Annotated in this window: 15 protein-coding genes and 2 pseudogenes; 6 read left to right on the top strand and 11 right to left on the bottom strand. The window is 36.8% G+C overall.

The genetic code is table 11. The features are described 5' to 3' along the window. Window positions 1–49: 49 nt before the first annotated feature. From QRE67_RS10290 to QRE67_RS10260, 7 genes and pseudogenes are all read right to left on the bottom strand, one after another. Window positions 50–201, bottom strand: a pseudogene (locus QRE67_RS10290) (single-stranded DNA-binding protein); the annotation flags it as partial. A gap of 250 nt (window positions 202–451) precedes the next feature. After that, window positions 452–1,387 carry an ATP-grasp domain-containing protein gene (locus QRE67_RS10285; RefSeq protein WP_286124766.1) on the bottom strand — a complete coding sequence of 312 codons (936 nt, stop codon included), beginning with the start codon at window positions 1,385–1,387 and terminating at the stop codon, window positions 452–454. A gap of 366 nt (window positions 1,388–1,753) precedes the next feature. Continuing rightward, window positions 1,754–2,044, bottom strand: a pseudogene (locus tag QRE67_RS10280) (single-stranded DNA-binding protein); the annotation flags it as partial. A gap of 236 nt (window positions 2,045–2,280) precedes the next feature. Then, complete coding sequence (gene ltrA / locus QRE67_RS10275; protein WP_286124765.1) at window positions 2,281–4,143, bottom strand: group II intron reverse transcriptase/maturase; 1,863 nt, start codon at window positions 4,141–4,143, stop codon at window positions 2,281–2,283. A gap of 955 nt (window positions 4,144–5,098) precedes the next feature. Then, complete coding sequence (locus QRE67_RS10270; RefSeq protein ID WP_286124764.1) at window positions 5,099–5,830, bottom strand: Bax inhibitor-1/YccA family protein; 732 nt, start codon at window positions 5,828–5,830, stop codon at window positions 5,099–5,101. A 75-nt stretch (window positions 5,831–5,905) separates the two neighbouring features. Continuing rightward, on the bottom strand, window positions 5,906–7,798 hold the full coding sequence (locus QRE67_RS10265; protein WP_286124763.1) for an ABC-F family ATP-binding cassette domain-containing protein: 1,893 nt from the start codon (window positions 7,796–7,798) through the stop codon (window positions 5,906–5,908). Continuing rightward, the gene (locus tag QRE67_RS10260; protein WP_286124762.1) at window positions 7,795–8,442 is read right to left on the bottom strand and encodes an HD domain-containing protein; all 648 of its coding nucleotides are present in this window, start codon (window positions 8,440–8,442) and stop codon (window positions 7,795–7,797) included. The genes QRE67_RS10265 and QRE67_RS10260 overlap by 4 nt, the downstream gene beginning before the upstream one ends. Before the next feature lie 108 nt (window positions 8,443–8,550). Here QRE67_RS10260 and QRE67_RS10255 point away from each other — a divergent pair, with 108 nt between their 5' ends. After that, window positions 8,551–9,237 carry a hypothetical protein gene (locus QRE67_RS10255; protein ID WP_286124761.1) on the top strand — a complete coding sequence of 229 codons (687 nt, stop codon included), beginning with the start codon at window positions 8,551–8,553 and terminating at the stop codon, window positions 9,235–9,237. 268 nt (window positions 9,238–9,505) lie between these two features. On the opposite strand, the gene QRE67_RS10250 is transcribed toward QRE67_RS10255, so the two are convergent. Then, window positions 9,506–10,069, bottom strand: a complete 564-nt coding sequence (locus tag QRE67_RS10250; protein WP_286124760.1) for a CbrC family protein — start codon at window positions 10,067–10,069, stop codon at window positions 9,506–9,508. Between the two features lie 306 nt (window positions 10,070–10,375). On the opposite strand from QRE67_RS10250, the gene QRE67_RS10245 reads away from it, so the two are divergent. Beyond that, on the top strand, window positions 10,376–10,690 hold the full coding sequence (locus QRE67_RS10245; protein ID WP_286124759.1) for a DUF898 family protein: 315 nt from the start codon (window positions 10,376–10,378) through the stop codon (window positions 10,688–10,690). Window positions 10,691–10,710: 20 nt separating this feature from the next. On the opposite strand, the gene QRE67_RS28610 is transcribed toward QRE67_RS10245, so the two are convergent. After that, the gene (locus tag QRE67_RS28610; RefSeq protein WP_353507074.1) at window positions 10,711–10,920 is read right to left on the bottom strand and encodes a GNAT family protein; all 210 of its coding nucleotides are present in this window, start codon (window positions 10,918–10,920) and stop codon (window positions 10,711–10,713) included. Continuing rightward, window positions 10,881–11,003: a hypothetical protein gene (locus QRE67_RS10240; RefSeq protein WP_286124758.1), complete on the bottom strand. Its 123-nt coding sequence runs from the start codon at window positions 11,001–11,003 to the stop codon at window positions 10,881–10,883. Before QRE67_RS10240 ends, QRE67_RS28610 begins: the two co-directional genes overlap by 40 nt. Before the next feature lie 399 nt (window positions 11,004–11,402). On the opposite strand from QRE67_RS10240, the gene QRE67_RS10235 reads away from it, so the two are divergent. Continuing rightward, complete coding sequence (locus QRE67_RS10235) at window positions 11,403–12,320, top strand: excalibur calcium-binding domain-containing protein (protein WP_286124757.1); 918 nt, start codon at window positions 11,403–11,405, stop codon at window positions 12,318–12,320. Window positions 12,321–12,414: 94 nt separating this feature from the next. Here QRE67_RS10235 and QRE67_RS10230 read toward each other — a convergent pair whose 3' ends face one another. Then, window positions 12,415–13,170, bottom strand: a complete 756-nt coding sequence (locus QRE67_RS10230) for a hypothetical protein (RefSeq protein WP_286124756.1) — start codon at window positions 13,168–13,170, stop codon at window positions 12,415–12,417. 78 nt (window positions 13,171–13,248) lie between these two features. Here QRE67_RS10230 and QRE67_RS10225 point away from each other — a divergent pair, with 78 nt between their 5' ends. From QRE67_RS10225 to QRE67_RS10215, 3 genes are all read left to right on the top strand, one after another. Beyond that, window positions 13,249–13,662, top strand: a complete 414-nt coding sequence (locus tag QRE67_RS10225; RefSeq protein ID WP_286124755.1) for a hypothetical protein — start codon at window positions 13,249–13,251, stop codon at window positions 13,660–13,662. Between the two features lie 29 nt (window positions 13,663–13,691). Then, window positions 13,692–14,954: a copper resistance CopC family protein gene (locus QRE67_RS10220; protein ID WP_286124754.1), complete on the top strand. Its 1,263-nt coding sequence runs from the start codon at window positions 13,692–13,694 to the stop codon at window positions 14,952–14,954. Between the two features lie 90 nt (window positions 14,955–15,044). Next, entirely contained in the window at window positions 15,045–18,689 is a 3,645-nt protein-coding gene (locus QRE67_RS10215; protein WP_286124753.1) for a multicopper oxidase domain-containing protein, read from the top strand. Window positions 18,690–18,705: the final 16 nt, after the last annotated feature.

Here is an 18,705-nt window from a genome sequence, read left to right as displayed (position 1 = left end):
CTTTATTGCTGTTCTTAGCTGTATTGTAACATGTTCTGGAATCATATTCCTACTGAGACGCTCTCTCTTGCTTCTTCTCTAAAAAAGTAATTCGTTCAATCACAACTTCCGTCTTATACACTCTCTTCCCTATTCATTATCATAATTGCTCGTATGAATGCGTCCTGTAACTCCAACAAGTGATCTCTTTTGACAATACTCTATTTTTTGGTAAAAAAGTGTTCAATCTTGATTGTCGGAAACTGTCTACACTTTGCGTACTAGGGGGTTTTTAAGACACAAAAATGGGACAATATATGAAATTGATTACCCTAATAACATAAGAATTTCAGTTATAAACTTCAAAATATGTTTGCATCACATAGAAATATAAGTTTATAGAACTGGTTCAAACGTCCACTTCCTTAACATCAAAGAAAGCTGCCTAATCAGCAGCTTTCTTCCCTATCTATTATAATTTCTCTAATTCACTACCAAGAAACTTCGCAATCTCTAGCATACCGTATTTTCCAACAACTGCCTCAGCGTCAGCATTATAGTTTGTATTCGTATTAATATCATAAGTGAAAATCTCACCATCCGCATTTCGAATAAACTCAATACCAGCAATTGCAATATGATTAGCAGCCAACATCGCCTCATATTTTTGAATAATCGGGTCATTAAACCCTTCTACAATTTGAAACTTCGGTTTTTCCGGAGCTTTCTCTCCAACAGGACAGAACAAATCGCCAATTTGACAAGCATCAGCTGGGCATAATTCAAAACCCTTTGATGTATCTACTTGTACTGCATACACAAACTTTCCGCCAACGAATTCACAGCGTGTAATGTACGGTTCCGGAGCTTGTATATATTCTTGAATCAATGTAATACCATCTACTGGCTCTTCAAATGCTACACTTTCTACATATGCTTGTAAAGATGCAACAGATTGAAATAGTTGAACCCCTAATCCTTTTCCTGCACGATTATGCTTCGTAATGAATGGATGGCCTTCAAATTGAGCTGCTGCTTCTATAATATGATCCTTTCCAACAGCTGCAATTGTTTTTGGTGTACGAATCCCTTGTGCATTTAGCGCCATATATTGTGCTACTTTGCTTACTTCAAGTTGTAATGCTCTGCTTCCATTAAACACCTTTCGATTATGCCTCTCTAACCAAGAAAGCACAGCACCCGTAAACTCTGGTGCAAAGCGGTGATTTCTTGTGTGAGATGAAGCGCTCATGCGATTATAAAATACGCCCTGCGGCGGAACAGATGAAAGATCAACATTACCTTTGTCTAAATGCCATTCTTCATAAGGAAGACCAAGCTCGTCCAATCTTTCCGTTAGATGCCTTGTCCACTCCGTATTTTCGTGAATAATGTGAATTTTCCCCACAGAACTACCCTCTTTCTAGCTGTAATGGTTTCATTATACTATTTGCGTAACAAAAAAAGAAGCTGTCCAAAAAGTTTCCTTTGAACAGCTTTGTTTCCTGAATGTAGGTTGAAAATATATAGGTCCTCCTTACATATAGTAGGGGTAATCTACTTGACCTTAATTTTTTGTCTAGTTCAGTGTAACTTATCCTAGAGGTTGAACAAGATCTGTTGCAGACCCATTCATTAATAAGGCCTCTTTTCAGTAAATGTTATGTGGTAATTTTACTCTACAAAAAAAGTTCTTCCTTTTTCTATTTATCCATTTACATAAAGTATCAACAACTTACATCCATTCATCTCCACCATTTTCCTACTACACACTCTACCGCAACGTGCCTTCTTTCTTCCTCTCCAAAAACGTAATTCGCTCAATCACAACTTCCGTCTTATACACTCTCTTCCCTAGTTCATTGTCATAATTGCTCGTATGAATGTGACCCGTAATTCCAACAAGTGATCCCTTTTGACAATACTCTGATACATTCTCAGCAGATTTTCTCCATACTACACAATAAATGTAGTCCGCCTGCTGTTCTCCTAAACTATTCCGAAACCCTCTGTTTACAGCCACGCATATACGGGCGTAGGCAATCCCTTGCTTTGTATAGTATAATTATATGTGTAGCATCCTAGCTCGTGAAAGAGCTAGGGTAGCTACTAACCCTTACGGGTCGCGATAGGTAAAGTTTTGACGTTATCTTCACTTTTTCCCCCGCCCCAAACCGCACGTGCGCCTTTCAACGCATACGGCTTTCCATCAACTTATCCTACTTCTTAACTCAATGCATGAGTTAATTCTTTTTTCATTAGATTGTTCGTCACCGATACAATCCTATAAGTTTTTACGATTCATTTTTGAAGTAATTTACTTCTGAATTTGTCAATTTTCTTTATTGTTTTAGCATCATAACTTAACACATTGTTTTCAAAGTGTATGGATGTATGACATTCTTTACATAGCCATGCTAGATTAGTGACTCTGTTAATTAAATCCATAGGTAAGTATGGTTCAATGTGATGGCAATGTGCATCGCTCTTCATAAAGTCTAATCCGACATTACAGCATCTACATTTTCCTCTATCCCTGTTATACGCATATTCACGGTTCATAAAGTATTCAAAGTTATATTTACTCTTTGTATCTTTGCAGAGATAAAAATCCTGTAGTGTCATTATATGAGGTCTATCCAGCCTTAACAGTTTTTTCCTTTGTTTGTAGTAGATTTCTCTTCCTACTATAGTGTAAGGTGTCATCCTTTGGTCAAATGGTTTTACAAGCCACTCCGAAGGAGTATATGAAGCTTTTGTGACTCCAATCCAAAATCCTTTCTTTTTGATTGCGAAGGTTTTTGCCTGATATTTATAGTGTCTACTAGGTCGATTGCCTAGCTCACACATTTTTACTTTATGCTTCATATAGCTACTAGGGAACAATTTCTTAAAAGTTCTAAATAAGGAGTGATTTACGTTGTAATCAATTCTATCAAATGTGTCTGCGCAAATACCGACTTTCCAATATTCCGCATATCCTTCGAGCATTTGATTAACTTTGATGATTTGTTCTATCCAAAATTCTTCTTTTAAAACTTTCCTCATCTTCCTTATTTCTTTGCAAACTTTACTAATTTGACCGCTGACCTTTCTATGATTGGGTTTGTTTTTGCCAACTATATTTCCACTCTTACTGAGGAGAGGTGTTTCGGCATAAATATCAAACCCTAAGAAGAGTGCTGGTTTTTCCCTTAAGTCTGTTATGACTGTTTTCTCTTTGGACAATTCAAGTTTTAACTTTATTCTGAAATACTTGTGCAAATATTCAAGATAGCGTCTTGCTTCTTGATAGGTTTGAGTAAGTATAATCCAATCATCTGCGTATCTAACTAGGTAGCATTTATTTCTACCTTGTCTAACCAGCCTTTCTCTTTGCTTTCTCGGTTCCTTTGAAATTCCAGTTGGTTTCGCTTTGTAGAATCTACGTGCTACCATCCAATCGAAATCATTAAGATACACATTTGCAAGTAGGGGTGAAATTATACCGCCTTGTGGAGTTCCCTTTTCCGTAGTGAATTTAAAATCATACTCCATATATCCCGCTTTAAACATAATTTGAATAATCTTTATTATTCTCTTGTCCCTTATGCCTAATCTCCATAGTTTTTTAATTAGTAATCTGTGGTTGATGTTATCAAAGTAACCTTTTATGTCACCTTCGATTGCATAATAAGACTTAGTAGTAGTAATGAAATGATTCACTTGTCTAACGGCATGTTTAGAACTACGGTAAGGACGGAAGCCGTAACTATGGTCGTAAAATTTTGCTTCTACGATTGGTTCAAGTATTGTACGAATACATTCTTGAATGATACGGTCAACGACCGTTGGTATCCCTAATGGTCGTTGACTTCCATCCGCTTTGTCGATATAAACCCTTCGGGCTGGTTTGGATTTGTAGTTCCGTGCTGCTTTAGTAATTAGCTTTATGACGTCATTTTTATCCATTTGCAAATATCTTCGAATGTCATGTCCATCAACACCGGGGGTGTTAGCTCCTCTATTAGCTTTGATTTTATGAATAGCTGTAATTATTGTGGTCTCATTGAATGCCATTTCATATAAGCTATGAAAACGAGTATTGCTCTTTGACAATTCGTATAGTTTGTCCTGAGCTCTTTTGAGTTCAGTTTCATTTGAGAAGTTTGTGCTAAAGTTCATAAAGACATCACCTGCCTTTAGAGTTCACAATTCATTCTTACAGAAAGTTTGAACTTCTCTATCGAATCGTTAAACTTGATAAGTTGACTGGTCCCCTTTGCCCTGTAATGGTTTTTCTCCATCTCTGACTACTACGAGACCTCTGACTTCCTTTAAACTTCAACATTCTGTAAAACTCCATTTAAAGGCTCTCCCACGTTCCGATTAATCTATCCTTTTGCTGTAACCCTTAGGTCAAGACTATATGCCGATAGTTCTAAGTAAGATTTGAGAAATAGTTATTCCTTACATTTCAACTTACTATTTCAAGTAAGAGGGAATACGCAAAACCAGAGTGCTATATTCCAACTATATTTGGTCTCCATTTCTAGAGTGACTAATGACGACACTTCAAACATCTTTTCGTTACCTAACCGTAGGTTACGGACACCCGCACTATTTATATTCCATATCTGTAAACAGACTTAGGATTTCAAGTTACGTCTTTACCCCGCTTTATACGTCTGTATGTTACAGCATACATCGCATAGGGAAGTCTCAGTGTTCATACCACAGACGAGCTTACCATTCCTCATCCTTATGTGTTTTCTCCATATGTCAACGGTACTTCCCCGTTGAAACTTGATTAATCAGTTCAGTTAGTATGTGATAATATCTGTTTCAACCTATAACATAGGTATATATTCGATTTCTCACAACTGTCACTTTATCCCACCATTGGCATGTGGTGGTTATGCGAAACGTGGCGCACCTGGATCTTTTGTCAGTCTTCCGATTAATACGACTCTGTTCATCATACCTATACCACCTCACATTTTTTCTTTATTGTAGACAAAAATATAGAGTAGGTAAAAAATGCAAAATGATATATTCATGCGAGGAAACAATAACTTTAAATCTGAAAAAATACAAAAAGAAATCCTGCATGTTTCAAACATGCAGGATTTTCTTTCAATTAGTCATTCTTCGTGAAATAAGAAACGAAACGAAGAATTTCTAAGTATAACCATACTAATGTCATCATTAGACCCATTGCACCGTACCACTCCATATACTTTGGAGCTCCGCCGCGTGCACCATTCTCGATGAAATCGAAGTCTAATAGTAAGTTTAATGCAGCAACTACAATTACAACTGCACTAATAATAATACCGATTGTTCCACCTTGGTGTAAATATGGAACGGAAACACCGAACATTTGTAACAAGAAAACGATTAAGTACATAATCATAATCCCAAATGTTGCAGCCATTACACCTGTACGGAATTTATCTGTTACTTTCACCGCACGAGTCGCAAATAAAACTAACATTGCAAATAAAATTGAAATTGTTAATAATACAGCATGTAAAATGATAGAATCACCAAAGCGAATTGTATACATTGCTGAAATACTTCCTAACACAATACCTTCTACTGCAGCATAAATCGGTGCTCCAATAGGTGAGATACGCGGAAAGAACATAGATGCAAATGCGATGATAGTAGCGATAATTAATGCACCAATTAAAACTGGCATTTGCATTTTTTCATTATACATCTGTATGTATGAGTAGACAGACGTCGCAAGTAGCAATACCAGCATAATAAATGTTTTGCCTACTGTTCCGCCAATCGTCATCGCAGAAGTACTTGTGCCTTCTTTACGAAATGCCTCTTTTTTTAACATTGGATTGGATGTTCTCATTATTTCCCTCCTATAATAGATTCTACCAATAGTGTAAAGTTTTTCTCTTTACATTGCAATATATGCAGCTTGTTTTTATTTTAATCCTTCAACGATGTCAGATAGTTCACTCCAACGTTCCATCGTTTTCTCTAGCTCTTCCTCTGTTTGTTGTTGCTCCTCAGAAAGCTGCTGTGCCTTCGTAAAATCAGAGCCTACATTTGCAAGTTCTTCTGTAATACTTTCAACCTTTTCTTCTAGCTCGGCAATTTTATCTTCAATTGTTTCCCACTCACGCTGTTCATGATACGAAAGTTTACGTTTGCGTTGCTGCTTTGGAGCTTCTTCTACTTTCTTTTCTTTTTGAACTTCTGCTTTTACTAAAACTGCTTGTTCTTTTTGCACATCTAAATAATCACTATAACTTCCCAAGAAGCCACTAACTTGTCCCTCTCCACTAAATATAAACAATTCGTCTACCACTTTATCTAAGAAATAACGATCATGCGATACGGTAAGAACAACACCTGGAAAATCTTCTAAATAGTCTTCAAGCACCGTTAACGTTTGCGTATCTAAATCGTTTGTCGGCTCATCTAATAGAAGTACATTCGGCTCGCCCATCAAAATACGTAATAAATACAAACGTCTTCTTTCACCGCCTGATAGTTTTCCAATTGGTGTCCCATGTGAATGTGGTAGGAATAAAAAGCGCTCTAGCATTTGTGATGCACCAATTACTTTTCCATCTGTCGTATGAATGACTTCAGCCACTTCTTTAATATATTCAATCATACGTTGATTCAAGTTCATCTCTTCATTTTCTTGCGTATAATATGCAATTTTTACAGTTTGTCCTACTTCAATTTCACCGCTATCAGGTGATAGTTTACCTGCAAGCATGTTTAATAAAGAAGATTTCCCGCTTCCATTTGCTCCGATAATACCAATTCGATCACCTGGTTTTACAATATGATTAAAGTTATGCAAAACTGTTTTATCGCCAAATGTTTTCGTTACATCTTTTAACTCCAGTACTTTTTTACCTAATCGGCTACCGCTCAGTGCAATATCAACTGATTGTTTCGCTGCTGGTCCATCTTGCCCTTGCAATTCATCAAAACGCTGAATACGAGCTTTTTGTTTTGTAGAACGAGCTTTGGCACCGCGGCGAATCCAAGCTAGTTCACGGCGATATAAATTTTGTCGTTTCGATTCTTGCGCCAATTCTTGCTCTTCACGAAGTGCTTTCGCTTCTAAAAATGTACTATAGTTTCCTTCATAGCTATAAAGCTTTCCATTTTCTAGTTCAAACATACGATTTGTAACACGATCTAAGAAGTATCGATCATGCGTTACGAGTAAAACCGCTCCTGTATAACGTGATAAGTATTCTTCTAGCCACTCTACTGTTTCATGATCAAGATGGTTCGTTGGCTCGTCTAATATTAATAGATCTGGCGTTTCAATAAAGCATTGTGCCATTGCGATACGTTTCTTTTGTCCACCAGATAAATTCCCAACAGTCGCAGTGAAATCTGTAATTCCTAATTTCGTTAGCAGCGATTTCGCATTGGCGTTCGCTTCCCACGCATTCATCGCATCCATACGTTGCTGCATCGCAAATAATTGTTCTTGTACTTTTTCATTACTTGCATCTTTTTCTATGTTTAATAACGCTTGTTCGTATTCACGAAGAAGGCGAATAAGTGGTGTGTCCCCATGGAACACTTGCTCAAGTACCGTTAAATTTTCATTAAAATCAGGTTGCTGTGATAAATAGCTAATTGTATAACCACGGGAATGCGTCATGTCACCTGTATCTGGAATTTCTACACCCGCAATAATTTTTAATAATGTTGATTTTCCCGTGCCGTTTACACCGATAATCCCTGCACGCTGTCCCTCTGTAATACTAAATGATAATCCATCAAATAACGGCTTATCTCCGTATGATTTTGATACGTTTTCCACTGTTAGCATTTTCATATTTGTGCATTCCACTCTTTCATAAATTGTTCAATAAACTGCTCCATATAACGATGACGCACTTCCGCTTCCTGTTTCGCTGCATCTGTATTCATTAAATCTTTTAGCTTCAAGAGCTTTTCATAGAAATGATTTAAAGACGGCTCATCATTTTTTCGATACTCTTCTTTGGTCATCGCTTCACGCGGCGGAATTTTCGGATCATACATTAAACGTCCCTTTGCCCCGCCATAGGCAAACGTACGAGCAATGCCAATCGCACCTAGAGCGTCCAAGCGGTCTGCATCTTGAACGATTTTTCCTTCCAGCGTTTCTACTTTCCCGCCATGTCCACCTTTATAAGACATATTTGCAATAATATGAAGGATATATTCCATTTCTGTTTCTGTAACTTGTAACCTTTCTAACCAATTAGACACTTTTTTCATGCCAGCTTCTTCACTTTCATTTAACTTTTCATCTGCTACATCATGAAGTAAAGCTGCCATTTCAATCACAAAACGATTCCCGCCTTCTTGTTCAGACAATGAAATCGCTAATTTATGTACACGCTCAATATGATACCAATCATGCCCACTTGCATCTTTTTCTAATGTGTTTTTTACAAACGTAACTGTTTTTTGTATTTGTTCTTGTTTTTTCATTTATCTTCACCCAATTTCTTATTGTAACACGCCCTCATTTTTTCATCACACATTTTCTTCTTTGCCCATACACTATGTTGTATTCAGTAGCATGAAGGAGGAAACAAAATGTTCTATAACAATCAACAACCTTATCCGCAGCAGCCACACTACCAACAACATCCGGGGCAACAGTATCCAGAACAACAATATCGAGAACAACAATACCCAGAACAACAATATCGAGAACAACAATACCCAGAACAACAATATCGAGAACAACAATACCCAGAACAACAATACCAAGAACAACAATACCAAGAATCACAATATCAAGAACCACAATATCAACAACCGCAACATCAAGAGCCACAATATCAAGAGCCACAATATCAAGAGCCACAATATCAAGAGCCACAATATCAACAACCACAACATCAAGAGCCGCAACATCAAGAGCCGCAATATCAACAACCGCAAATGTACCAGCCATACTATGACCCACGTGTTTCTCCACCAGCACCTACATTAGATCCGACACAAATACACATTTCGCCACCAAGCCCTACAACACCAGCAGAACCAACACCACAACAAATCCAGCAAGTAGTCGGTACACAATTCTTATCCTTAAAACAGCCAGTCTTAAACTTCGTAAAACCATGGGTAGATTACGGAATGAAAGAAGCAAAACATACATCCCCCCAACACGCAATGACAGAAATTGCAGCGATTATGTTCTTAATCGGAAAAGGTTTTAACCCAACGATCGCTCATTATATTGTAGAATCTTGGGAGAAAAATGAGCAGTTTTAAATTTGTTCATTTTGTGAAGCATAAAAACTATGAAAGTGCCAACAATCCTTATTATACGTGGATTTTGGCACTTTTTCATTTTTTGCTTTCTATTTTTTACAATCGTTATTTTATCCCGCATTAACAGGTAGTGATCCCCCCACTGATTAAAGTTTCACTTTATAGATTTTCGTACGTTTCATATAGTTCGTAAACACATTGTAAGCATGAAAGCTAAGAAACAAACCTTTATAGAAGAACGGAACACAATTTTTAAGTCTATCGGTAATTATGACATATCAACATGTAAACGATGTTTATTGCAATGAACACATTGAAATAGGTATCCTGTAAAATGTCCCTTTCTATATAATTGCCTCTTAAAATCCTCTTTGGTCATTCTCATTCTTTTTACAATATGCTCGATATCATCCTGTAATTCATTTTCTAAATACTCTATCTCTTTCCAACCCACTTCATCAATAATTGTACAATAATCATTACAGTGATTTAGCCAATAACTTTCTTGCCAGGAAAAATAACCAGGTGTTCTATAAAAAAGTTCATCCGTGTACGCTTCATTATGAACTTTCATATGTTCTCCGTCATAATTAAACTCTCCATCAAACTTTTTAGCAGCAGAACCATCTGCAATACACCATGGACATATATTCTCTGTTTCTTCCTCATCAAAAGTTGTATAAAAAGGGCCATCGTACACATACCCTGTTTTCTTATGGCATACTGGACAAATTTCATTTGCTTCTCTTATGACTAGCAACCCTAAAGGGTTTTTATTATATTTAAAAACAGGAAGAATTGGTTGTTTATGTTTTAAAGATCGTATATTCATTATTAATCCTCTTTCTGAGCAAATATATATTTATTGGTACAAGTTCACATCAATCACATTCTATATTATAAAACTTTTATTAAAATATTTAAAAGTAAGACATCCTAATAAATAATATTTTTTGTAAAATTACCACTTTTCTTGATTACTCCTATATGATTTCCTACTATTTCGTCATGTGCTATGATGATATTGAGAAATTATAATATAGGATTAAAGAAGTAGTGAATTTTCCGAGAAATCATTTGAACTTTTATTTCTAATCTACATATTCTTTTTAACTTCTATAAATAGGAGGAGCGTATAATGAGCACGATTGAACGTTCATATTTTGACGGTAAACTAAGACAATATATTGGTCTTTGTATACTCGGGGCAATAGTTACTATTTGTACATTTGGTATTTGTTACCCCTGGTCATTAACAATGCTTTATCGATGGAAAGTAGAGCATACTGTCATTGAAGGTCGCCGCCTTCAATTTAACGGTTCTGCAATCGGTCTATTCGGCTTATGGATAAAGTGGTGGATTTTAATTATTATTACACTAGGTATCTATAGTTTTTGGGTATTCATCTCCCTAGAAAGATGGAAAACAAAACATACTAGTTTTGTAAATTAAGAAGCTGTACCAAAAGTCCATTATATGTGGGATTTTGGTACAGTTCTTTTTATACTCCTAGAAATGATTCTTCTTGTTTCTCCGCACTGAAACAAAGTAAACCCATTGGTAGCTACGCAATCTAGTCGCAGTGATTGCCCATCCCCTCTCGCCTTTTGCTTTGCCCATTCTACCAATTGACTACCAATATTTAGTCCCTGATCTTCCTTTGATACAACAAGTCTATGTATATAATAAGCCTCTCCCCTATCATTCCATAACCCTCTATCCCATTCTCTTGTAAAATACAAGTTACTACTAATGGTAAATCCATTTACAGACCTCCTTTCAGAAGAATTACTAATAATCTATGAACTTGCTGAAAAAAGGTAATAGGAATTTATATAAATACAAATTAAAAAACCGACATAAACCCCTTCTTTTTAGATGGGAGAGAGCATCCAGCCATGCATAGAAGCGGCCAGCCCCATGCCAAGTGAAAACAAAGAGAGAAAACGGGTGCAGGTCGCCTTTTGTTATCCATAGCCGCGGCTTATATGTCGAAAAATCAAAATGGGTTTATTTAATTAATCTTTCTTTATATACCAATAAAAAGAATATATATCTCTATGAAAACAAACTTAATTTTCTTATTTTAGCTAGAAACCATGTAATTCCTATCATATTCTTATATAATCAATGAGGAAAATCTTACAAATGGAGGTATAAAAAAATGGCATTTTGGAATAACATGAGTGTAATTTTATTTTTAGCAGCTCTTATCCTACTAGTCTTATGTATCATTTCTTTCTTTAAGAAAAATGGCAAAGCAATGAAATATGGTAGGCCTGCAGTTATTTGTTTTATTATTTCATTCTTAACATCAGCAACAAGCACTGCTGAAACCAAACACCCTATTGTGAACTTTTTTGCTAATGTATGTTTCATTCTATTTATTTTCTTTCTTATCTTAGCAATCTTATCCGTTATTAAGAAAACTGGTGTGGCAAAAAAACAATTTTTAATTACTGCTGTTTTATTTGTCGGTGCTGTAGCATTAGGTAACATTGCGAACCCTTCTTTAGGAAAGGCAACCGCAACAGATAAAAAAATTGCAGCTGAGAAAAAAGAAAAAGAAGAAAAAAAAGATAAAGAAAAGAAACAAGAACTAGAAAAGAAAGAAGAGGACGAAAAGGCTCATAAGCAAGAAGAAGAGCAAAAACGTCAAGCTGATGAACAAGCTCGCAAACAACAAGAAGAGCAAAAACGTCAAGCTGACGAACAAGCTCGCAAACAACAAGAAGAGCAAAAACGCCAAGCTGACGAACAAGCTCGCAAACAACAAGAACAGCAACGCCAAGCTGACGAACAAGCCCGCAAACAACAGGAAGAACAGCAACGTCAAGCTGACGAACAAGCTCGCAAACAACAGGAAGAACAGCAACGTCAAGCTGACGAACAGGCCCGCCAACAACAGGAACAACAAGCAGCACAACAAACACAACCTGCTCCGGCAGAAAATAATAGTAACGTATACTACAAAAACTGTACAGAAGTGAAAAATGCTGGTAAAGCACCTCTATATAGCGGTCAACCTGGCTATAGTCGTCAGTTAGATCGTGACGGCGATGGAGTCGCATGTGAACGATAATGTACGTAGAAAAAGAAGCTCATACCGGAGCTTCTTTTTCTATGTCTTTCTTAAACCTATCATAATGAACAATTAGCTAGAGCATACATCATCTCTATGTTTTTTTACGCCATTGATGAATTCTTTTCTTTATCCCTTTTATTAAACCAGCAAACATAGTGAAAACACGCATGATATTAATAAAGGTAATATCTTTTATTAATATTGTTTCTGTTTTATTACGTTTTTTCAGGTAAATATATTTGTTCGTCACTTTCGTAATTCGTCCTGTATACATTTCTTTTTGATCGTATAGTTTTATATACATACCCTCCCACAATTGCAAATGATTCATAAATGCTTCTTCAAAAAACTGCTGTTTCAAATTCACTTGTTCTGCTACGGTTTTCCCAAACTGTAGCATCAATTTCTTTCGGAGGGTTTCATCATATATTAAATGTTGATGAGATGTGGAAACATTAGGTATCGCATAAGGAATATTCGCACTTTGAATCGCTGTGTACGGGATAAAAATGCGTTCCGTTAATGTTGTAAGCACTACAAAATCTCTACCGATTTCATTTACTTTCGCTAATGTGTGTACACTGCCCCCGCCTCGATTCGAAAAAATTTCCACGCGCTGATAACGTTTATGCTTAAAAAACTTCATTAGCATCATCACTTGTTTTCGCTCTGGTAAGCATTCACCTAGTACTTTTAGATTAGCACCATGCATATATTCTTGAAGCATCTTTAATTCGTATGTCGGCAAAGCGCTAGCTGGAGATGTATATCCTTCTCCCTTTTTTTCCTTATAGTCCAAAACAAGCGGATCCTCATCACGAACCTTTGTTATACCCTTCTCCCCCATACAAACCTCCTTTTTCTTCATTCATCATAAATATTTTATGATGGTAACTCATAGTTTATTATGGAGGTGAAAACACAAATGAATTTTTTAAGTGGAATCATTTTATTTAGCTACTTTTTTATCGCAGCTATTTCATACTACCATTTGTACAAATCTCGGCATCTCATAGGCTATCACTTAGGTATGAATATCGCAATGTTATCTAGTACAGCCATTGGTTTAGCTGTTGGTACCGTTCTCGGATCACAGTTCCCCTTAGCTGAAGCGGTTATTACAATTGTAACGACAATAATTGCTGTTGCTGTCGGCGTTGTTTTTGGAGCGTTAGTTGATTATCAAACACTACTAACTGGTGTCGCAAGTGGTATTATGTCCGGACTCATGGGACCGATGCTCGGTTTACATTCGACACAACCCGTTTTCTTAATTATTTGCACAACTGTGGTCGTATTTTTATCTTTCATCTTGCTACGCTTTTCCGTTCGGAATTAATCAAGGTTTAGTGGAGGAGCGATCCGGTTATGTGCAAACTTCTTAGATGGAAACATATGCTCATCTTATTAAGTGTTATCTGTCTTTTTTTGCAAACAAAACAAGTTTTTGCGGAAACAAACATCATACAAACAAATCCAATTCCAAACCAAAAACTTACAAATTCCCCATCAGAATTTTCAATGACTTTTCCAGCTCACATTAATAAAGAAAAAGCTACCGTTCAAATTTTTGATGAAAAAGGAACGAACATGGTTAACAGTCCACTTGAATTTTCGAATAACGAAACGACTTTATCTTTACGTTTGCCTTTATTAGAAAACGGTGTATATACAGTCATTTATTATATACCGATGAATACTGGAGAAATCGTTCGTGATTCTTACATATTTACAATTGACGTATATTCAGAGGAGACAGCTAATCAATCCATCTTTTCATTTCGGTCTCTCTTCCAACTCAAGTATGATTCGCAATTTTGCGGAAATATTTTCGCAACCATTTCAGAACACACTTGGATAACACTTCTTTATTCTACTAGTGTGTTTCATTATTTTGGCATCATTATGTTAATCGGCTGGATTATATGGGGATTACTGTTTAAACCGGCTGAATCTACAAATTTCAAACTTTATCAAGCTAACCTTTTTATCTTTCAATTATTTTTTTTACTAACGACACTACTTTTACTCATATTTCAATCCATTAGTACAATTGATTTTGATTTAGATGGGAAAATATTCACACTACCAATTGATATTATATATGGGGGTTCCTGGATTTTTTTAGTTTTGCTAGCTTTTGTTAGCTTTTTCTGTCTATCTCGCTCAAACTTAGTCTGTATTTTATGGGTAATCTCCATCCTTTTTGTAAAAAGTTTGACAACGTATACCCTAACTATATTTCCTTCTCCTTTTACAATAATTTTTGAAAACATTTATTTATATATTGTTACTATTTTAGGAGGAAGTTATTTATTTATAGCTGCTTTTCAAAAGCAACTCTTTATACAGCCACTTCTCTCTAAATTTCATCTGTATACTTGTATTTTAACAGGTTTCTTATTTACCTATAATATGTTTACCTATTTTATTTATATGAATTTATATACATCTGGAGCAGTATTCCTCATTATTCAATCACTAACCATTCTCCTTTGTTTGATACATCTATACATGTTCATCAAACAAAGAAAACACAATATACTTTTGCTTTGTTTTCAAGTAAGCATTCTATTATGTAATATTATATTTCACGAATGGATAGGGTTTTTTAATTACCTTTTTTTGTAAAAATAAATAGAATATGAATATTTTCGTATTTCATTTTTTATATTTGATATAGAGTGCGATTCTTTCTAATTTGGAGGGGGGCTTGATATAATGCTGAGGGAGTATCATGTAGTTGCCATTCCGATTCGAATTGTTATTAACAACTTTGGCGATCACGATCCTGAAGGTAAGATATATGTTTTAAAAGAAAATGTCAGTAAAGTAAAAAAGCTTGTAGAGGAAAATCCGTTTTCAACAGTAGATCTCGTGCAACCACTCGTTATTCGTGCCAACGTAGGAGATACGGTAAAAGTCACTTTCGAAAATCAATTATCTTTTAGCACTTCCATGCATATTCAGTTAGCAGAGTACGATGTACAGACTTCAGATGGAGCGTTTGTTGGAAATAACAAGAACACTACTGTTCCTCCTGGTGAGAAACTAATTTATACGTGGGACATCATTCGCGAAGAGATTCATCTTTTCACTGACTTAGGTAATCCACTCTCTAGTGAAGAAGGAAGTAACGTACAGGGTTTATTTGGTGCATTACTTGCACAGCCAAAAGGCTCTGCATGGACAGATCCTATAACAGGCTTACCTATTAACAGCGGGGTTTACGCTGATATTCATAATCCTCTATTACCTTCTTTTCGAGAGTACGCATGTTTTTTCCATGATGAAATGGAAGTAAAAGATTTAACAGGAGCAAAATCAATTGACCCTCATACATTACAAGACAGCGCAACACACGCCATTAATTATCGATCCGAACCAATGCGAAATCGCGTTCGTCTCATACAAGAAGGTGTTGTTTGTCCTGACTGTGAGGGTGAAGAAGTTCACCATGATTCCTGGGTATTTGGTGATCCGGCCACCCCTATTTTACGCGCTTACGTAGGGGATCCCCTTAAAATCCGTGTCATTCATGGCGGGGTAAAAGAAACACACGTTTTTCATTATCATGTCCATCAATGGCTGTTTGAACGTAATAATGTCAATTCCATGCAGGTTGACTCATTGTCTTTCGGTCCACAAGATGCGCTTACTGTTTCACCTCTATACGGTGCAGGAAGCTTACAAGGTGCATTTGGTGATGTTATTTTGCATTGTCACCTTTATCCTCATTTTGGTGAGGGAATGTGGGGAATAAATCGTATTTTTAACACATTACAAGATGGTAGTCAATATTATCCGAACGGTGTGCCAATTGCAGCATTACAGCCGCTTCCCGATCGACCAATTCCGCCTGCACCAACACGAGACAAACCAGGGTTCCCAAACTTTATTCCTGGTGTTTTTGGTTGTAAAGCGCCTCGACCACCACTTGGTATTGTAGGGGGCCGCAAATCAACAAAGCTTGAAATAAATCAATTTGATCCAAATGCACGTCCTGGTGCAGTATTTGTTAATCCTTGTCCTGAAGGTACAAAAATAGAACGGATTTTTAATATTGTTGGCATTCAAGTCCCCATTATATATAACAAAGAAGGCTGGAATGATCCAGAAGGCCGTATATATGTATTAGAGGAAGATGAAAAAGCTGTGTTATCTGGCCGTAAAAAACCGGAGCCTATTGTCATACGTGCGAATGCCGGTGAGTGTATTCGTATTAACTTTACAAATAAATTTCCAGAAACATTAGGTGGAAACGCATTTCAACTTGTAGAACGAACATATGAAGCAGGTACTCATGTACACTTCGTCAAATTTGATCCTCTTGTTTCCGACGCTGCTAATGTTGGCTGGAATTATGATAGCAGTGCTTTACGAGGTGAAACAATTCAATTCCAATGGTTTGCAGATGTAGAATTGAAAGCAGTCTTCTTTCATGATCATTTATTTGCAAATTCACACCAACAGCACGGTTTGTTTGGCGGATTATGCATTGAACCAAAAGGGTCAAAATTTCTCGATCCTCGTTCAGGAGACATCTTATCATCTGGTACACAAGCTATTATTACAAATCCACTCATTCCTGATTTTCGTGAATTCGCCTTATTTGTTCATGACTTTTCGCTTCTTTTTAATGAAGAGGGCAGACCACTCAATCCACCAAGATTTTCGGGTTCTGATGGTGACCCTGGTGTTATGGCGATTAATTACCGAAATGAGCCGCTATCAGCTCGATTAGTAAACCCTGATACTGATCCCGCTTTTGTCTTTAGCTCTTTCCTGCATGGTGATCCATTTACACCATTATTACAAGCTTATAATGGAGATTCGATACGCATTCGATTATTTCAAGGAGCGCATGAGGAATCTCATAGCTTTAACTTACACAGACAACGCTGGCATAGAAATCGTCCTGATTTAGAATCAGAACTTACTCAGCAACAAATCATTGGAATTTCAGAAGCTTTTACAGCTGAATTTGCTATTGAAGGCGATGGCGACTTTGATATGCTGTACCATTACGGTGGAATTGATGATATTTGGCTCGGGGCTTGGGGGATCTTCCGGGCATTTAAAGAGCGGGTTTCGCATGTACTCCCTCTACCAGACCGGCCACAACCACCAGAAAGAACAAAGCCATTACCAAAACCTACTGGGGAAAATCCGCCACCAGCAACAGATCCTGGTGATCCTTGTCCCACAGGTACACCAGTTCGAAGATTTGAAGTCGTTGCATTTCAATCAAAGATTAAATATAACAAAGCTGGTGATCACGATCCATTTGGCATTATTTTTGCTTTAAAAGAAGATGTTGAGAATATTAAAAATGGGAAAATAAATCCCGAACCATTTATAATACGTGCCAATACTGGTGAATGTGTAGAGATTACACTCCACAACCAATTAACAGAGCCATTTCATAATGAAGGAGAATCTCATGGTTATCCAGAAGTGCCTGATGAGGATGTTATTTTCACACCATCAAGACGAATTTCTCTTCATACGCAAATGGTCGCATATGACGTCCTTGGCTCAGACGGTGCTACAGTTGGATTTAATCCTGATCAAACCGTAGCGCCAGGGGAAAGTATTACGTATCGGTGGTTTATTGATCGTAATGTTGGCTCTTGTAATCTATGGGATATGGCTGATTTACGTAGTCACCGGCACCACGGAGCTTTTGGTATGCTAATTACAGAACAAACCGGGTCTGTTCATCTACATCCTATAACACGTACTCCAATACGAACTAGTAATCAAGCAATTATTTCACATCCTCTTTTCCCAGAATTTCGTGAATTTGCTTTATTCATGCATGACGGTGTTCGCCTTGTAGATAAAGACGGAAATCTTATTATCGATCCCGAGCCAATTTTTATAATACCGGAAGAAAAACTGGAAGACCCTGAAGATCAAGGATCTCGTGGTTTTAACTATCGTTCAGAGCGCATTATTCATCGCTTGAAAATAAATCCTGATGTCTCAAAAGTATTTAATTCGAAAATACATGGAGATCCTGCAACACCAATCTTTTTTGCACATGTAGATGATCCAATTATCTTTCGTTATACTTTCCCTGCTGATAAACCGCGAGCGCATGTTTTTACAATACATGGTCATTCATGGCTTCGAAATGAGAATAATTTAAACTCAACCTTTACCGCTGTCCAAGGAGAAAATAGTGTTGGTTCCAGAGCAAATCTCGTCATTGCACATGGAGCTGGAGGGCTAAATGGAATACCAGGAGATTATATGTACCGCTCTGGCAATATTCGCTGGGATATCGAACTCGGAATGTGGGGTATCCTTCGTGTTCTAAAAAGGGAAAATAGCAAACTACCACCTTTATGTAACCCTTAAAAACATAGGCTATCCC

The sequence above is a fragment of the Bacillus sp. DX3.1 genome (assembly GCF_030292155.1).
In the GTDB taxonomy this organism is placed as follows: Bacteria; Bacillota; Bacilli; order Bacillales; family Bacillaceae_G; genus Bacillus_A.
This window is presented reverse-complemented; position numbering and strand designations above follow the sequence as displayed.